Consider the following 15,102-nt stretch of genomic DNA (forward strand, 5'->3'; position numbering starts at 1 on the left):
TCTACTTTCCTTTCCGGCGCGCTGTCTCGCCGTCCGAGACGCGCAGACCTTTCAGTCTTGCCGCCTCCTCTACAACACGTTGCGCCAAACCTCCATAGCCCAGCACGGCGTGGATCGTGGTTTGACGGCTGAATGCCTGGCCAAGCTCGTCGGCGGTCAGCCAGCCGATATAGGTGCCGCCTTCAGGCGTGCTCAGCCCCGATTTTCCACGCTCCGAACCGTCGCTGGCCTGAAGCAGAACCCGCACATCACCGCGCGCGAGACGGTCCTTGACCTTCTCGTATCCGGCCACCGCGCCGCCGCCCTTGCGCGCGAGGCTGATGAGGTCGATCAGGCGGCGCGCAATCAGCGCCTCGACTCGATCAGCCAGCGCCTCGGGCACCGTCACCGGCTGTTTCGCGGCACGGGCAAAAAGGCCCTTGGTGGCCGCGCGCTCGATAGCCGCGCGGGTCGGCACGACATAGATGCCGTGCCCCGGCAGCTTGGCCGCGATATCAGGCACCACCGCGCCATCCGGCCCGATCACAAAACGCACAAGCTGCGCCTTCGGGCGCAGTTCGCCCGTAGCGATGCACTTGCGTTCGGGACCGTCCGAGCGGTCCTTGGGTTGCCCACCACGCCCCATGGCTGCCTCCGGAACCTGACGGATCAGGCCCCGGCCTCCTTATCTTGCGCGGCGCCATCGTCGTCGCTCTCGTCGGCCTCGGGCATTAGGTCATCGGGATCGACCCAGCCTAGCATGACGCGCGCCGTCATCACCATGTCCTGCGCCTCTTCAAGAGAGACATCGAAGCGCTCCAGGATGCCCTCGTCCTTGACGCGCGCACCATCGACGGTCGTCCAGCCGCCGGCCAGTTCCCAATCGGCACAGGTGGCGAAATCCTCCAGTGTCCTGACATCGTCCTCGACCAGCGCCAGCACCATCTGCGGCGTCAGCCCCTCGAAGCCGATGAGGCTGTCCTCGGCGCCCAGCGCGCGGGCCTTGTCCAGCGCCTCGGTGGCCTGTGCCTCGAGAACGTCGCGCGCCCGCGCCTGAAGCTCGCCTGCCGTTTCTTCATCCACGCCGTCGATGACCAAGAGTTCTTCGAGCTCGACATAGGCGACCTCTTCGAGATTGGTAAAGCCCTCGGCCACCAGAAGCTGGGCGAAAAATTCGTCAAGATCGAGCGCGTCCATGAACAGGCGCGTCCGCTCCTCGAATTCCTTTTGCCGACGCTCGCTGTCCTGCGCCTCGGTCATGATGTCGATATCAAGCCCGGTCAGCTGCGAGGCTAGCCGCACGTTCTGACCGCGCCGCCCGATGGCAAGCGAAAGCTGATCCTCGGGCACCACCACCTCGATGCGCTGCGCGTCCTCGTCGATCACGACCTTGGCTACCTCGGCGGGTTGCAGCGCGTTGACAAGGAACGTGGCCTGATCCTCGTTCCACGGGATGATGTCGATCTTTTCGCCCTGAAGCTCGTTCACCACGGCCTGCACCCGGCTGCCGCGCATCCCGACACAGGCGCCAACCGGGTCGATCGAGCTGTCATAGCTGATGACGGCGATCTTGGCGCGGCTGCCGGGGTCGCGGGCGACGGCCTTGATCTCGATGATGCCGTCGTAGATCTCGGGCACTTCCATCTTGAACAGCTCTGCCATGAATTGCGGATCGGTGCGCGAGAGGAAGATCTGCGGGCCGCGCTGTTCGCGACGCACGTCCTTGACATAGGCGCGCAGACGGTCGCCGGGGCGATAGGCCTCGCGCCCGATCTTTTCGTTGCGGCGCAGCACCGCCTCGCCATAGCCCTGAAGCTCGACGATGACATTGCCGTATTCCTCGCGCTTGACGACGCCGTTGATGATCGTGCCGGCACGGTCCCTGAACGCCTCGTATTGGCGGTCGCGCTCGGCCTCGCGGACCTTTTGCAGGATCACCTGCTTGGCGCTCTGCGCGGCAATGCGGCCCATTTCCACCGGCGGCACGGCCTCATGAAACTGGTCGCCGACCTGCGGCGCACCCGCCTCGGTCGGGTCGATCCGCACGCCGTCGCGCAGCCAGAACTCATCGCGCCCCGGCACAGCGGCAACGAAGTAGGGTCTGGCCTGCTCGGGCGTTAGCTCGGCCTGATAATTCTCGAGCGCATCGTCCGCGACCACGGTGCGCACACGGGTAAAGGCGGCGCGGCCCGTCTTGCGGTCGATCTTGACATGAATATCCATTTCCGAGCCGTAGCGGCTCTTGGCGGCTCGCGCGAGGCTCTCTTCCATGGCTTCGATCACGAGGCCGGGGTCGATCATCTTTTCGCGCGCCACCGCTTCGGCGGTCTGCAACAGCTCAAGCTGGTTGGCGGATGTGATTGCCATGGTCTCAGTCCTCCTCAGAACCGCTCTCGGTTTCGATCTCGTCAAAATGGGTTTCGTCGATCACGCCCGCCGCCTTGCGCGCGCGCAGCATCTCGCGGATCAGCTCGTCGGTCAGGATCAGCTTGGCATCGCTCAGCCAGTCGAAATCAAGGCCGATCGTGCCTTCCTCGATGTTGATCAGCACCTCGTTGCCTTCGACCCCGGCAAGAACACCCTTGAAGCGCTTGCGCCCGTCGATCAGATCGGCGGTCTCAAGCCGCGCCTCATAGCCCTCGAAAGCCTCGAAATCCTTGAGCCGGGTCAGGGGCCGGTCGATGCCGGGGCTGGAGACCTCGAGCGTATAGGCGTCCACAATGGGATCCTCGACATCGAGCACGGCGCTGATGGCGGTGCTGATGGCGGCGCAATCGTCCACTTCGATGCCACCCTCGGGACGGTCAGCCATGACCTGAAGCAGATGTGTCTTGCCGCCCATGAGCCGCACGCGCACAAGCTCGAATCCCATACCCTCGATCACCGGGGTGATGATCTCTGCCAGCCTTCGGTCGATGGCGGCCTTTGCGATGAGGTCGTTTGTCATCTTTTCCAAGCACAAAAAAACGGGCGCGCGGCCCGTCATGTTTCCCGGTGGAACCATCGGAGACCCCGAGGTGCCGCTGTCAAATCGGCATATAGGCCCGCTGATCGCGTATTGCAAGCGCCGATTTCAGGCAGGCGCGCCCCAGCCTTCGGACTGCATCTCGCGCAGGCGGCTGGCTGTCCGCTCGAACTCGAAAGAGCCTTCGCCCTCGAGATAGAGAAACTCCGGGTCCGCCGCCGCCGAGCAGATGAGGCGCACACGCGCCTCGTAAAGCGCGTCGATCAGGGTGACAAAACGCCTGGCCTCGTTGAAATTCGTCCGCCCCAGTTGCGGGATGTTCTCAAGGATGAGGAGGCGCACGGATTGCGCCAGCGCGAGGTAATCGGCGGGGCCAAGCGGCCTGCCGCACAGATCATAGAACGTGGCGCGTGCAACACCGTTGTGAAAGGCGGGGATCTCTACCGCGCGCTTGTTGACGATAATCTCATGAGCCGCGCCCTGCCCGCCGGTCATGTCCTGCCAGATTGCCTCGATCTCGGCCCGATTCTCTGCCGTCAGCGGCGTGAGCCATGTCTGCGCCCCGGCCAGGCGGTTCTGGCGGTAATCGGTGGGGCTGGCCATTTCGTGCACCACCATGCGTTCTTTCAGGAGCGCGATGAAGGGCAGGAACAACTGCCGGTTCAACCCGTTCCTGTAGAGGTCATCGGGCACACGGTTCGAGGTCGTCACCACCACCACCCCGGCGGCGAAAAGCGCCTCGAAAAGGCGCCCCACGATCATCGCATCGGTGATGTCGGTGATCTGCATCTCGTCGAAGGCCAGAAGGCGCACGGATTTCGCCACCCCAGCGGCGACGGGGGCAAGCGCGTCTGTCTCGCCGCGCGCGCGCGCGGCGTGAAGGCCCGCGTGCATTTCCTGCATGAAGGCGTGGAAATGCACGCGCCGATTGGGCACGTCGAGCGTTTCAACAAAGAGATCCATCAGCATAGACTTGCCGCGCCCCACGCCACCCCAGAGATAAAGCCCCTTGGGCGGCTCGGGCACGCGACGGAACCAGCTCTTGCGCGGCGTCCCGGCGAGGGCCGCACGGATACGCTCGAATTCGGGCAGCACGGCCTCCTGCGCCGGATCGTGGCGAAGCATGCCCTCGGCAACGCGGCGGGCGTAGAGGTCAGGAAGCGTTTCCATGCCGCGCGCCATAGCGCGATGCGTCTCGGGCGGCAATGCTCAGCCGCGCTCTGCGAGACGCCGCATGACGCCCACAAGCTCGGCGCTGATCCCCGGCTCCGAAAGCGCGTGACCGGCGAGCGGCACCATCCGCAGGTCGCAGGCGGGCCAGAGCGCGGCCAGACGGTGCGCGGCAGCGGGCGGGCAGATCATGTCAAAGCGGCCCTGCACGATCGTGCCGGGGACATGGGCGATCCGGTGCATGTTGGCATGAATATGCCCGTCATGTTCGAGGAAACCGCGATTGAGGAAATAGTGATTCTCCAGCCGGGCAAAGGCACGGGCATAATCGGCGGGGCTATCGCCCCCAACCCCGGTGGAATGCACTGTGGCAAGCGCGTTTTCCCAGGCCGACCAGGCCTTGGCATGGGTGATCTCCTGTCCCAGATCACCGGAGAAAAGCCGCTTGTGATAGGCGGAGATCAGATCGCCGTGCTCGGCCTCGGGGATGGGGGCGACGAACCGCGCCCAGGTCTCGGGCCAGAACGCCGCAGCACCGCCACCGTAGAACCAGTGAAGCTCGGCCTCGGTCATGGTAAAGACGCCACGCAGGATCAGGTGGCGTGCGCGCGCAGGGTGGGTCTGGGCATAGAGCAGCGCCAGAGTCGCACCCCAGCTTCCGCCGAAGACGAACCAGCTTTCGATGCCCAGCGCCTCGCGGATACGCTCGATATCGGCCACCAGATGCCATGTGGTGTTGGCCTCGACGCTGGCATGGGGTTTGGAGCGCCCACAGCCGCGTTGATCGAAAAGCACGATGCGATAGACCTCGGGATCGAAATAGCGCCGCATCGCCGGGCTTGATCCGCCGCCCGGCCCGCCATGCAGCACCACCACAGGAAGGCCGTCGCGCCGCCCGGATTGTTCCATGTAAATGCAATGGCCGTCGCCCACATCCAGCATCCGCCGCTCGAACGGTTCGACGGGGGGGTGCAGATATTGCACTGCGCTTTTATGGCCCGAGACTCTGTCCATCGCTGTCCTATATACCGCCCATGACCCATTGAGCCACACGGAGACCGGAATGCAAGCCGCGCAGAGCACGATTGATCCCACCGAGGTCGCGAAGTTCGAGGCAATGGCCGCCGAATGGTGGGATCCGAACGGCAAGTTCAAGCCGTTGCACATGCTCAACCCCTGTCGTCTGGATTACATCACGTCGCAGATCGCCGCCGAGTTCGACCGCGATCTGTCCGCCGCACGCCCGTTCGAGGGGCTGCGCCTGCTGGATATCGGCTGTGGTGGGGGATTGCTGAGCGAGCCGATGGCACGACTTGGCGCGACGGTCGTGGGGGCCGATGCCGCCCCGCGCAACATCCCGGTGGCGCAGCTTCATGCCGAACAGTCGGGGCTTGCCATCGACTATCGCCACACCACCGCCGAGGACATGGCGGCGGCGGGCGAGCAGTTCGACGTGGTGCTCAACATGGAGGTGGTCGAGCATGTGGCCGACCCGCTGGCCTATCTGACCGCCTGTCGCGATCTGCTGAAGCCGGGCGGGCTGCATATCTGCTCGACCATCAACCGCAATCCCAGAAGTTTCGCCATGGCTATCGTCGGCGCCGAATATGTCATGCGCTGGCTACCGAAGGGCACGCATGACTGGTCGAAATTCATCACGCCCGAAGAACTTTACGAGTTGTTGCGCAAGGCGGGCCTCGACCCGGTAGACCGCAAGGGTTTTGTCTTCAACCCGATCACCTGGCAATGGCGGCTGTCGACGCGCGACCTGAGTGTGAATTACGTCACCGCCAGCCTGCGCCTCACTTCCGGAGCGAATCGCGAATTTCCATGAGGATATCAAGTTCGCTCGGGCCGGGATCGGCGGCGGGGGCCGCTGCTTTCGGTCTCGTGGCCGCGTCTCTGGTGCGGTTTACGGCCTTCACAAGAAGAAATACCACCCAGGCGATGATGAGAAAGTTGATCACTGCCATGATGAAGCGGCCATAAGCGAACACCGCGGTACCCGCCTCTTCGGCGGCGGCAATCGAGGCATAGTCGCCCGAGCCAAGCACGATATAAAGCCCCGAGAAATCAATGCCGCCCAGAAACAGGCTGATGATCGGGTTGATCAGATCGGCGACCATCGAATTGACGATGGCGGTAAAGGCCGCACCGATAATGATACCCACGGCCATGTCCATGACATTGCCCTTGGCGATGAAGTCCTTGAACTCTTGAATCATTCCCGTCCCTTTTTTTCACACTGACGCCGGGTGACCTGATCCACCCACACGGCCTGTTTACCATATCTCGCGCACAATCTGCCGATACTTTCACGGTGCAATCAAGGGAAAGGTCGCTGACCCCTCACCGTTGTGCGCGCCCACTTGCACCAGCCCCGGCGCTCGCCTAGCGTGCCTCCGGATGCCCTGACGGAGACCGCCATGCACCTTCCCCTGACAAAGACTGACGCGCTGTTCTACCTCCACCATGCGCCTTCGCGCGATGGTGCGCCCACCTTCATTTTTGTCAACGCGCTGACCGGCTCTACCGATGCCTGGGAGGCCGTAGTCGCGCCTGCGCTGCGCGCGCAGGGCTTCGGCACGCTGAGCTACAATTTCCGCGGGCAGACAGATTCGCCCTTCGATCCGGCACTTGCGCTAACCGACACGGTGATCGTGGCGGATCTTGAGCGGCTCCTGGCCGAGCTGGCCCCGTCGCGGCCCATCCTTGTGGGCCTTTCCATCGGCGGGCTTTATGCCGCGCGGGCGGTGCTGAACGGGGCGCGGGTCGAGGGGCTGGTGCTGCTCAACACCCTGCGCGAGATCGGGCCGCGCATCGACTGGGTGAACAATGCGATGGCGCGGATCGTCGAACATGGCGGCGTATCGCTCTTTCTTGACGCGCTGTTTCCGCTGCTGGTCAACGGTGATTTCGCGGCACAGGCACGACCGAATTTCCTCAAGGGCGGCTATGCGCCGTTGCCGCCCGAGCATGGCCACATGAACCTGATGCGCAATGCCGCCGCGACCGACTGGACGCTCGACTACAGCACCCTTTCCCTGCCCGTGCTGGTCATCACCGGGCTTCAGGACCGGGTGTTTCTGGACCGCGATGTGGTGGACCGGCTCTATGCCACGCTGCCCGATGCACGGCGCGAGAACTGGGCCGAGGCGGGCCACCTGCTGCCGCAGGAAGCGCCCGAGCGGCTGGTGGCAAGCCTTGCACGCTTCGGTCAGGAGATCCGCCCGTGAACATCCCCGAGAAATGGGCCTATCCGGCGGTGATGATCGGCGTGGCGGGCCACGCGAGCAGTGAGTTCTTCGCCAAGCTGGGCGGGGTTGCGGGGCCGGAAACAAGCGTCTGGCGCTATCTTCTGGGCGGTTTCGGCCTCATCCTCTGGGCGCTCTGGGACCGCGACAGCCGCGACCTGATCACACCCTTGCGCAAGGAGGGACTCAATATCGTCTGGCTCTCGCTCATGGGCGTGACCGTCACCTATCTGTTCTTTCACTGGGCGCTCGATTACGCGACCGTCATTCAGGTGGCGACCGTGACCACGACGATTCCGATCTTCGTGGCCATCGCCAACTGGGTGCTGAACGGGGTGCATCCCGGCACGGTCAAGATGATCACCGGCGCGCTGGCCGTGCTGGGCATCGCGGTGCTCTTGACCGATGGCGCGCTGGCGGCGCTGGCGGGTGAGGCGGGCACGCTGCCCGGCGTGCTGCTGGCCATGGGCTGCGCGGCGCTCGGCTCGTTCTATGCGGTGCTGATCAAGCCGGTGATGGGCCGCCACGGCGGCCTTCGGATCATCGCGCTGACCATGATGATCGGCGGCATCGGGCTGTGGTTTCTGGTGGGCGCGGCCTGGGGGAAATGGGTCAACCCGCTGAGCATCGTCGAGAAACCGGCGCTTGCGGCGTGGTCTCTCATCATCCTGGCGCTGTGGAACACCACAATCACGCAACTCATGTGGTTCGGCGGGCTGTCCGCGGCACCCGACATTACCCGTGCGTCTTATCTGTTCTTTCTCAAACCGATCATCGCGGCGGCGCTGGCGGTGCTGATCCTCAACTCCTACCCGACCGGTTTGCAGGTGCTGGCCATCGTGCTTGTCACCGCCTGCGTGCTGGTCGAACTTTACTGGCCGCGCCTGCGCGCGCTCGGGCGGGGGTAGACCTTCAAGAAGGTAAACGGTGGTCTTGGCTTCAAGCCCACGTTCAGGGTTTGACACGAATGCGCGGATCAACGTGATTGAGGGCGCTTGTCTGCTCTTGGCCGGAAGCGCACCAAGCTCAGCCCATCCCTTACCCCGCGCGCGTTTCGATCACCGCGCTTTGCTCCAGCGTGCGGTGGACCGGGCAGCGGTCGGCGATCTCCATCAGGCGCGCGCGCTGCTCCTCGCTCAGGTCGCCCTCCAGCCGGATCGTGCGCACAAATCGGTCCACCTTGGCCTCGGCGCGGCTATCGGCGTCCTGCGCATGAACCTTGTCGTGGCAGATATCGACACTGACATGGGCAAGCGGCCAGTCCTTGCGGCGAGCATACATGCGGAGGGTCATCGAGGTGCAGGCACCCAGCCCGGCGGCGAGAAAGCCATAGGGTGACATGCCGCGATCGGTGCCACCATAGGCCGCCGGTTCATCGGCCAGCGCATGATGCGACGGGCCTGCGTTCACATCCTGCAAGAAGCCCTCTGGGTCGACCTCGCGCACCCTGACAATGCCCTCGGGCGCGCCGGGCGGCGGGGCGGGCGGCGCGAGGTCAAGATAGCGCGCGCCCCAGGCGGCGATCACCTCGGCGGCATATTCCGCGTCGCCCGCATCGGTGATCAGGTGGTCGGCATCGTCGAGGGTGACAAAGCTCTTGGGGTGTTTCGCCGCCTTGAAGATCTCGGCCGCATTCTCGACCCCGACGGTCGTATCGCGCGGCGCGTGCATCACCAGCAGGGCACGGCCCAGCCCCGCCACCTTGTCACGCAGGTTCTCGGCCTGCACGTCACGGACGAAATCGCGCCCGATGCGGATGGGCCGCCCGCCCAGCATCACCTCGGCCACGCCATCGGCCTCGATCCGCTCAAGCGCGCCGGCGAAATTATGGGTGACATGGCCAGGATCGAACGGCGCGCCGATGGTAACGACCGCACGCACGCTTTTGATGTGCCCTGCCGCCGCAAGCACCGCCGCGCCGCCAAGGCTGTGCCCGATCAGAAGGCCGGGGGCCATGTCGCGCGCAGATAGCGCCTCTGCCGCGCGCTCCAGATCCTGCACGTTGGAGGTAAAGGACGTGTTCTCGAACTCGCCCCCCGAATGGCCAAGCCCGGTGAAATCGAAGCGCAGCACGGCAATGCCCGCGCCCGCAAGCCGCGCGGCGATGCGGCGGGCGGCGGGAATGTCCTTGGAACAGGTGAAGCAATGCGCGAAAAGCGCCGTCGCCAGATGCGGCCCATCCGGCAGGTCGAGCCGCGCGGCAAGCTCATGGCCATTATGGCCGGTGAAAGTCAGGCGTTCGGTGGGCATGGCACATCCTTTGTCGCTTGTTGTCCGGGAGAGTATGCAGCCCGGCCCGCGCCCGCCACCCTTGCGCCGCGACGGTCACGCGATGGTGAGGGATGCGGCGGATTCGCCGTCCGATCCTGTCGGCGGCGGCGACATGGACAGCGCCACATATTGCGCCCACGGCGCGCGTGACGCAGGGTTGTTCTTGCACGGCGGCGCGGCACAGAGATGATCGCATCGACCAAGCAGCGGGAGAGGACCATGACCAGCATCATCGACGACTATGTGACACGCCTCACCCCGCTTGCGCGCGGGCGTATCAGGGGGCGCGCGCGCCTGGCCATCACCGATCACGGCAGCGTCATGCTGAGCGAAACCGGGGCCGAGGCGGGCGACGGCCCCGCCGATGTGGTGCTGAGCGCGCGCGACGAGGTATTCCGCGCGATCCTCTCGGGCGAGCAGAATCCGGTGATGGCCTACATGACCGGCAAGCTAAAGGTCGAGGGCAATGTGCAGCGCGCGCTCAAGGTGAGCAGCATCCTGACAGGTGGCTGATTACCCGCAGCAGCCGCGCCCCGCCTGAACCGGCGGACAGGGCACCGTACCGTAGGAACAGAATACGCAGCAATCACCGGGCTTTGGCCGCAAGAGCGCGCCACAGGCGGTGCAGGTGTGAAACCATTGGCATGTGTCGGAGGGCATCGTCAGTCGTTCCACTGACCCGCAGTCGGGGCAGGTCAGGTCGGAGTCGAGGCGTATATCGGCATCGGGCATGGAACGCACCATACCATACCCGCGCCCGCACCTCAAATCCGCAGGAACGGCTGCGCCAGCCGCGGCATAAGCGCACGAAACCGCAATGGCGCGTCGGTCGCGGCGAGGCAGATGCAATCGGCACCGATATCGGCCACGGGCATATGTTCGACATCCTCGCCCGCCACCTCGATATCGCCGGGGCCAAAGCGCGCGGCCGCATCGAGAAACGCCCCTTGCAGCACAAGCGTGAGTTCGGTGCCCCGGTGGCCATGATCAGGCACCGCCGCGCCCGCCGGAATATAGAGGAGTCGCGCTGTCGCCTCCTTCGCCGTGGGCAGGATCGCCTGTTTCACACCCATGCCTATGGGCCGCCAGCGCACCGCGCCCAGATCACCGCCGACATAATCGCGCAGCGGCGCGGGAAACACGCCCCGCACGGGCGGCGCGGGGCGGTCGCGGGCAGTCACACCACCCGCACGAATGCGTGCCATGGTGACGGCAAGGCTGTCATCGGCCATTGCGGCTTCGTCTTTCTCGAGCAGCGCGCCGCCCAAGGCGTCGAAGGCCCCCAGCCTGGCGCGGCATTCGTCGCACATCGAGATATGGGTGGCGACTGTCAGGCTGAACGCCTCGGGCAGGGAGCCGGCGGAATAGGCCATCAGCAACGCGTCGGTCAGGTGATGTGTGATCTCTATTGTCATGGTCGTCACTTCATTGCGTGGCGCAGCCGATCGAGCGCCAGTCTGATTCGGGATTTGATCGTGCCGAGCGGCAGGCCGGTTTCCTCGGCGATCTCGGAATGGCTGAGATCGCCGAAATACGCCTTTTCGATCAGCACACGCTGTTTCTCGGGCAGGGTGGCCAGCGCAAGGCCAAGCTTTTCGCTCTCCTGTTGCATCATGAGCGCCTCGGTCTGATCGGGCTCTGGCTCCGGGCCCCAGGGCAAGTCCTCGGGTTCGGGGCGTTTCGCGCGGCGCAGGGCGTCGATCCGACGGTTCCGCGCAATGGTAAAGATCCATGTCGCCACCGAGGCGCGCGTTGGATCGAACAGATGCGACTTGCGCCAGAGCGTCGCCATCACATCCTGCGCGACCTCCTCGGCCAGAGCCGCGTCCGCGCCCGATCGCATCAGAAACGCCTTCACACGCGGCGCAAAATGGCCGAAGAGCCGGGCAAAGGCCACCTCGTCGCCCGCGTCGCGCACAAGCGCCATGCAAGCTACCCAATCCTCGTTCTCTGTCTTCGCGCCCGTCGATGCCACGGTGGTATCCATCACCCTTCGTTTCGTCCACCGCCCCTTAACACGCATGACGTCCCCTCGCGAGGGGGTGGGCATCATGTCGGGCGATGTGGCATCCATCAACATGAACAGGTTACGCGGATCAGACACACCCGGATCACTTTCCCGCCAAAGCCGCTCTTTCTGATCCGCAGGCGCCCGGGCTGCGTAATCGTTGCAACAAGTCAAAGGCAGGTAATCCACGCCATGTTCTCAAAGTCCATCGCCGTGATCGGTGCCGGCATCTCCGGCATGGGGGCTGCCGAGCGCCTTTCCGCGCGCCACCGCGTCACGCTCTACGAGGCCGAGCCGCGCCTTGGTGGTCATGCGCGCACGATCATGGCCGGCAAGCGCGGCGATCAACCGGTGGATACCGGCTTCATCGTGTTCAACTACGCCACCTATCCGCATCTCACTGCCATGTTCGACCGGCTGGATGTGCCGGTGGTGCCAAGCAACATGAGCTTTGGCGCCTCCTTTCGCGATGGCGCATTGGAATACGGGCTTCAAGGCGCGCGGTCCTATTTCGCGCAACCCGCCCGCGCGCTCGACCCCCGTCACTGGCTCATGCTGCGCGACATCTTCCGTTTCAACGCAGGCGCGCTCTCCGCATCCGAGGAGCCGGGACTGACCATTGGTGGGCTGACCCGGAAGATGCGCCTTGGCCGCTGGTTCCACGACTATTATCTTACCCCGTTTTCGGGCGCGATCTGGTCCACGCCGGTGGAGAAGATCCTCGATTTTCCGGCGCGGGCCCTTGTGCAGTTCTTCAAGAATCATGGCCTTCTGGGTCATGACGAGCAGCATCAGTGGTTCACGGTCGAGGGCGGCTCGCGTGCCTATGTTGCACGGCTTGAGGCGGCGATGCGGGCGGGCGGCGTGACGCTGCGCCTTGGCGCGCCGGTGGCCGGGATACGGCGGCAGTCCGAAGGGGTAGAGGTCCGCGCTGAGGGCGGCGACTGGGAACATTATGACGAGGTGATCCTTGCCACCCATTCCGATGACAGCCTGCGGATGCTGTCGGATGCGGACGAGGCGGAGCGCACCGATCTGGGCGCGATCGCCTATCAGCCCAACGACATTACGCTCCATGCCGACGCGGGCCTCATGCCGCGCCGCCGCGCCGTCTGGTCGTCCTGGAACTATACCGAAGCGCGGGCCAGGCGCACGGGGCAGATCGACCTCACCTACTGGATGAACAGCCTTCAGCCGATCCCGGAAAGCGACCCGCATTTTGTAACGCTCAACACCACCCGCCCGATCCGCGAGGAACTGATCTACGATCAGGTGACGCTGCGCCATCCGGTCTATGATCTGGCCGCGCTTGCGGCACAGGCGCGTGTCCAGGCGGGCAACGGGCGTCGGCGCACATGGTTTTGCGGCGCGTGGCTGCGTCACGGATTTCACGAGGACGGGCTGTGGAGCGGGCTTGAGGTGGCCGAGTCGATCCTTGCGCGAGACACACTGCCGGTGGCTGCTGAATGACCACCGTTGCCCATATCGCAGGCCATACCTGGCATGGGCGCAAGGGCGCTGTGGAAAACGCCTTTCGCTACGGCGTGGATTACCTGCTGCTTGATGCAGAGGCCGCGCCGCGCGCACCGCGCCTTTTCGGGCGCAACAGGGCGGGGCTGATCTCATTGCATGACAGCGACCATGGCGGCGCACCGGGCGAGGGGCGCGGCGCGCTCTGGGTGCGCGAGGTGCTGGCCGCCCATGGCCTGCCGGACCCTGCGCGCATCGAGCTTCTCGCGCAGCCGCGCGTTCTGGGGCATGTGTTCAACCCGGTCTCGTTCTGGATCTGCCGCGACGGCGACGGCGCGGCGCGGGTGATTATCGCCGAGGTGACGAATACCTATGGCGATCGCCACTCTTACCTGTGCCACCGCGACGATCACGCCCCGATCACCGCCACCGACCGGCTGAGCGCGCGCAAATGCTTTCACGTCTCACCGTTTCAGCCAGTGGAAGGGCAGTATGAGTTTCGCTTTGATCTGCGCCCGGACCGGATCGGCATCTGGATAGACCTGACGGCGGGCAATGGCGGGGTGGTGGCGACGCTGACCGGGCCGGTGGCACCCTTGCGCCTGCGGGGGATGCTGGGGGCGGCGCTGCGCCGCCCGTTCGGGTCGCGCCGGGTGCTCGCGCTCATTCATTGGCAGGCGCTGCGGCTCTGGTGGAAGGGCGCGCGGTTTCGGTCGCGCCCCGCGCCGCCCAAGGATGAGGTCAGCCGATGAGCACCCTTGCCCTTGGCGCGACGACGGCCCCGCGTCTGCCGTCTTATGCGCTCTTTGCCGGGATGCTCGCGGCGGCGGGCTTGCCGCTCTATATCCATGCGCCCAAGGTCTATGCCGATGCGCATGGCGTCTCGCTCGCGGCGCTCGGCACGGCGCTTTTCGTGCTGCGCCTCATCGACGTGGTGCAGGACCCGGCGCTTGGCTGGCTGGCCGCACGGCTGAGTGCGGTGCGCGGGCTGGCGGTCAGCGTGGCGGTGTCACTGATCGCGGGCGGGATGCTGGGGCTTTTCGCCGTCACCCCGCCAATCGCGGCGCTGTGGTGGTTCGCGCTGATGCTGTCGGTCGTGTTCACCGCCTTCAGCTTTCTCACCATCTGCTTTTATGCCGAAGGGGTCGCGGCGGCGGATCGCCTACCCGAGGCGGGGCATCTGCGCCTTGCCCGCTGGCGCGAGACCGGTGCGCTTTTGGGCATTTGCGCGGCGGCGGTAGCCCCTTTGGCGCTGGGCGGTTACGCGGGCTTTGCGCTTGCCTTCGCGGCGCTGGCCTTTGCGGCGTGGCTGGCCATGGCGGGGGAATGGCAGGGCGTGCGTGTCGCCGCCACGGGCTTTGGGCCGGTGTTGCACGACGCAGTGGCGCGCAGGCTTCTGCTCATCGCTTTGGTCAATGCCGCGCCGGTGGCGATCACCTCGACGCTGTTTCTCTTCTTCGTCGAAAGCCGCCTTGACGCACCGGGATGGGAAGGGGCGTATCTCCTCCTCTTCTTCCTCTGCGCTGCATTTGCCGCGCCTCTGTGGGGCGCGCTGGCGGAACGGCACGGGGCGAAGCGGATGCTGCTGTCGGCCATGGTGATTTCGGTTGCGGCCTTCGGCTGGGCGGTGACGCTTGGGCCGGGCGATATGCTGGCCTTCGGGATCATCTGCGTGATCTCGGGGGCGGCGACGGGGGCGGACATGACGCTTTTGCCCGCGCTTTTCGCCCGCCGCATGGCCGAGGTGGCACCGGGCGCGGCAGAGGGGTTCAGCCTCTGGGCCTTCGTATCGAAATTCACGCTGGCACTCGCGGCCGTGGCGGTGCTGCCCACGCTGGAGGCGGGCGGGTTCCGGGCCGGGATCAACAATGACGAGCCCGCGCTGCGGCTGCTGGCAATGCTTTACGGCGGGCTTCCCAGCCTGCTCAAACTCGGCGCGATCGCGCTCTTGATGCGCGTGGATCCGGACGAAAGGAGGCGGTGAG

At 65.3% G+C, this 15,102-nt stretch carries 17 protein-coding genes; 7 read left to right on the top strand and 10 right to left on the bottom strand.

Features of this window, described 5'->3' with window-relative positions:
- Window position 1 precedes the first annotated feature (1 nt).
- From KAK09_RS08975 to pip, 5 genes are all read right to left on the bottom strand, one after another.
- The gene (locus tag KAK09_RS08975) at window positions 2–625 is read right to left on the bottom strand and encodes an RNA-binding protein (protein WP_210878601.1); all 624 of its coding nucleotides are present in this window, start codon (window positions 623–625) and stop codon (window positions 2–4) included.
- A 23-nt stretch (window positions 626–648) separates the two neighbouring features.
- Window positions 649–2,346: a transcription termination factor NusA gene (gene nusA, locus KAK09_RS08980; RefSeq protein ID WP_210878602.1), complete on the bottom strand. Its 1,698-nt coding sequence runs from the start codon at window positions 2,344–2,346 to the stop codon at window positions 649–651.
- 4 nt (window positions 2,347–2,350) lie between these two features.
- Window positions 2,351–2,926 (bottom strand): ribosome maturation factor RimP, encoded by a 576-nt coding sequence (rimP, locus tag KAK09_RS08985; RefSeq protein WP_210878603.1) that lies wholly within the window; start codon window positions 2,924–2,926, stop codon window positions 2,351–2,353.
- Between the two features lie 126 nt (window positions 2,927–3,052).
- Window positions 3,053–4,114, bottom strand: coding sequence for a cell division protein ZapE (gene zapE, locus KAK09_RS08990; RefSeq protein WP_210878604.1), 1,062 nt, complete (start codon window positions 4,112–4,114; stop codon window positions 3,053–3,055).
- A 39-nt stretch (window positions 4,115–4,153) separates the two neighbouring features.
- Window positions 4,154–5,128, bottom strand: a complete 975-nt coding sequence (gene pip, locus KAK09_RS08995; RefSeq protein WP_210878605.1) for a prolyl aminopeptidase — start codon at window positions 5,126–5,128, stop codon at window positions 4,154–4,156.
- 49 nt (window positions 5,129–5,177) lie between these two features.
- On the opposite strand from pip, the gene ubiG reads away from it, so the two are divergent.
- Complete coding sequence (gene ubiG, locus KAK09_RS09000) at window positions 5,178–5,948, top strand: bifunctional 2-polyprenyl-6-hydroxyphenol methylase/3-demethylubiquinol 3-O-methyltransferase UbiG (protein ID WP_210878606.1); 771 nt, start codon at window positions 5,178–5,180, stop codon at window positions 5,946–5,948.
- Here ubiG and mscL read toward each other — a convergent pair.
- Window positions 5,917–6,339, bottom strand: a complete 423-nt coding sequence (mscL, locus tag KAK09_RS09005; RefSeq protein ID WP_210878607.1) for a large conductance mechanosensitive channel protein MscL — start codon at window positions 6,337–6,339, stop codon at window positions 5,917–5,919. The genes ubiG and mscL overlap by 32 nt on opposite strands.
- Before the next feature lie 201 nt (window positions 6,340–6,540).
- On the opposite strand from mscL, the gene KAK09_RS09010 reads away from it, so the two are divergent.
- Window positions 6,541–7,350, top strand: a complete 810-nt coding sequence (locus tag KAK09_RS09010) for an alpha/beta fold hydrolase (RefSeq protein ID WP_210878608.1) — start codon at window positions 6,541–6,543, stop codon at window positions 7,348–7,350.
- Entirely contained in the window at window positions 7,347–8,276 is a 930-nt protein-coding gene (locus tag KAK09_RS09015) for a DMT family transporter (RefSeq protein ID WP_210878609.1), read from the top strand. The genes KAK09_RS09010 and KAK09_RS09015 overlap by 4 nt, the downstream gene beginning before the upstream one ends.
- 130 nt (window positions 8,277–8,406) lie before the next feature.
- Here KAK09_RS09015 and KAK09_RS09020 read toward each other — a convergent pair whose 3' ends face one another.
- Complete coding sequence (locus KAK09_RS09020; protein ID WP_210878610.1) at window positions 8,407–9,618, bottom strand: bifunctional alpha/beta hydrolase/OsmC family protein; 1,212 nt, start codon at window positions 9,616–9,618, stop codon at window positions 8,407–8,409.
- Window positions 9,619–9,858: 240 nt separating this feature from the next.
- Between KAK09_RS09020 and KAK09_RS09025 the strand changes: the two genes are divergently transcribed.
- On the top strand, window positions 9,859–10,152 hold the full coding sequence (locus tag KAK09_RS09025; protein ID WP_210878611.1) for an SCP2 sterol-binding domain-containing protein: 294 nt from the start codon (window positions 9,859–9,861) through the stop codon (window positions 10,150–10,152).
- Here KAK09_RS09025 and KAK09_RS18715 read toward each other — a convergent pair whose 3' ends face one another.
- From KAK09_RS18715 to KAK09_RS09035, 3 genes are read right to left on the bottom strand one after another with little or no spacing between them, the layout of a single operon-like run.
- Window positions 10,153–10,383 (bottom strand): GDCCVxC domain-containing (seleno)protein, encoded by a 231-nt coding sequence (locus KAK09_RS18715; protein WP_472908847.1) that lies wholly within the window; start codon window positions 10,381–10,383, stop codon window positions 10,153–10,155. It abuts the gene before it with no gap.
- A gap of 20 nt (window positions 10,384–10,403) precedes the next feature.
- Window positions 10,404–11,054 carry a ChrR family anti-sigma-E factor gene (locus tag KAK09_RS09030; protein WP_210878612.1) on the bottom strand — a complete coding sequence of 217 codons (651 nt, stop codon included), beginning with the start codon at window positions 11,052–11,054 and terminating at the stop codon, window positions 10,404–10,406.
- A gap of 5 nt (window positions 11,055–11,059) precedes the next feature.
- Window positions 11,060–11,566: a sigma-70 family RNA polymerase sigma factor gene (locus KAK09_RS09035; protein WP_418895522.1), complete on the bottom strand. Its 507-nt coding sequence runs from the start codon at window positions 11,564–11,566 to the stop codon at window positions 11,060–11,062.
- 273 nt (window positions 11,567–11,839) lie between these two features.
- Here KAK09_RS09035 and KAK09_RS09040 point away from each other — a divergent pair, with 273 nt between their 5' ends.
- From KAK09_RS09040 to KAK09_RS09050, 3 genes are read left to right on the top strand one after another with little or no spacing between them, the layout of a single operon-like run.
- Window positions 11,840–13,117 (top strand): NAD(P)/FAD-dependent oxidoreductase, encoded by a 1,278-nt coding sequence (locus KAK09_RS09040; protein ID WP_210878614.1) that lies wholly within the window; start codon window positions 11,840–11,842, stop codon window positions 13,115–13,117.
- Window positions 13,114–13,869 carry a DUF1365 domain-containing protein gene (locus KAK09_RS09045; protein ID WP_210878615.1) on the top strand — a complete coding sequence of 252 codons (756 nt, stop codon included), beginning with the start codon at window positions 13,114–13,116 and terminating at the stop codon, window positions 13,867–13,869. Before KAK09_RS09040 ends, KAK09_RS09045 begins: the two co-directional genes overlap by 4 nt.
- A complete protein-coding gene (locus KAK09_RS09050) occupies window positions 13,866–15,101 on the top strand; it encodes an MFS transporter (RefSeq protein WP_210878616.1) in 1,236 nt (411 codons plus the stop codon). Before KAK09_RS09045 ends, KAK09_RS09050 begins: the two co-directional genes overlap by 4 nt.
- The last annotated feature ends 1 nt before the right edge of the window (window position 15,102 follow it).

The organism is Roseovarius autotrophicus (assembly GCF_018069895.1).
Lineage (GTDB): Bacteria > Pseudomonadota > Alphaproteobacteria > Rhodobacterales > Rhodobacteraceae > Roseovarius > Roseovarius autotrophicus.

What these genes read in the sequence shown, in the direction of transcription:
- KAK09_RS09050 (WP_210878616.1), top strand. Translation starts at nt 13,866, where the DNA reads ATGAGCACCCTTGCCCTTGGCGCGACGACGGCCCCGCGTCTGCCGTCT.
- KAK09_RS09010 (WP_210878608.1), top strand. Translation starts at nt 6,541, where the DNA reads ATGCACCTTCCCCTGACAAAGACTGACGCGCTGTTCTACCTCCACCAT.
- ubiG (WP_210878606.1), top strand. Translation starts at nt 5,178, where the DNA reads ATGCAAGCCGCGCAGAGCACGATTGATCCCACCGAGGTCGCGAAGTTC.
- KAK09_RS09020 (WP_210878610.1), bottom strand. Translation starts at nt 9,618, where the DNA reads ATGCCCACCGAACGCCTGACTTTCACCGGCCATAATGGCCATGAGCTT.
- nusA (WP_210878602.1), bottom strand. Translation starts at nt 2,346, where the DNA reads ATGGCAATCACATCCGCCAACCAGCTTGAGCTGTTGCAGACCGCCGAA.
- KAK09_RS18715 (WP_472908847.1), bottom strand. Translation starts at nt 10,383, where the DNA reads ATGGTGCGTTCCATGCCCGATGCCGATATACGCCTCGACTCCGACCTG.
- KAK09_RS09035 (WP_418895522.1), bottom strand. Translation starts at nt 11,566, where the DNA reads ATGGCGCTTGTGCGCGACGCGGGCGACGAGGTGGCCTTTGCCCGGCTC.
- mscL (WP_210878607.1), bottom strand. Translation starts at nt 6,339, where the DNA reads ATGATTCAAGAGTTCAAGGACTTCATCGCCAAGGGCAATGTCATGGAC.
- KAK09_RS08975 (WP_210878601.1), bottom strand. Translation starts at nt 625, where the DNA reads ATGGGGCGTGGTGGGCAACCCAAGGACCGCTCGGACGGTCCCGAACGC.
- KAK09_RS09025 (WP_210878611.1), top strand. Translation starts at nt 9,859, where the DNA reads ATGACCAGCATCATCGACGACTATGTGACACGCCTCACCCCGCTTGCG.
- pip (WP_210878605.1), bottom strand. Translation starts at nt 5,128, where the DNA reads ATGGACAGAGTCTCGGGCCATAAAAGCGCAGTGCAATATCTGCACCCC.
- zapE (WP_210878604.1), bottom strand. Translation starts at nt 4,114, where the DNA reads ATGGAAACGCTTCCTGACCTCTACGCCCGCCGCGTTGCCGAGGGCATG.
- KAK09_RS09045 (WP_210878615.1), top strand. Translation starts at nt 13,114, where the DNA reads ATGACCACCGTTGCCCATATCGCAGGCCATACCTGGCATGGGCGCAAG.
- KAK09_RS09040 (WP_210878614.1), top strand. Translation starts at nt 11,840, where the DNA reads ATGTTCTCAAAGTCCATCGCCGTGATCGGTGCCGGCATCTCCGGCATG.
- rimP (WP_210878603.1), bottom strand. Translation starts at nt 2,926, where the DNA reads ATGACAAACGACCTCATCGCAAAGGCCGCCATCGACCGAAGGCTGGCA.
- KAK09_RS09030 (WP_210878612.1), bottom strand. Translation starts at nt 11,054, where the DNA reads ATGACAATAGAGATCACACATCACCTGACCGACGCGTTGCTGATGGCC.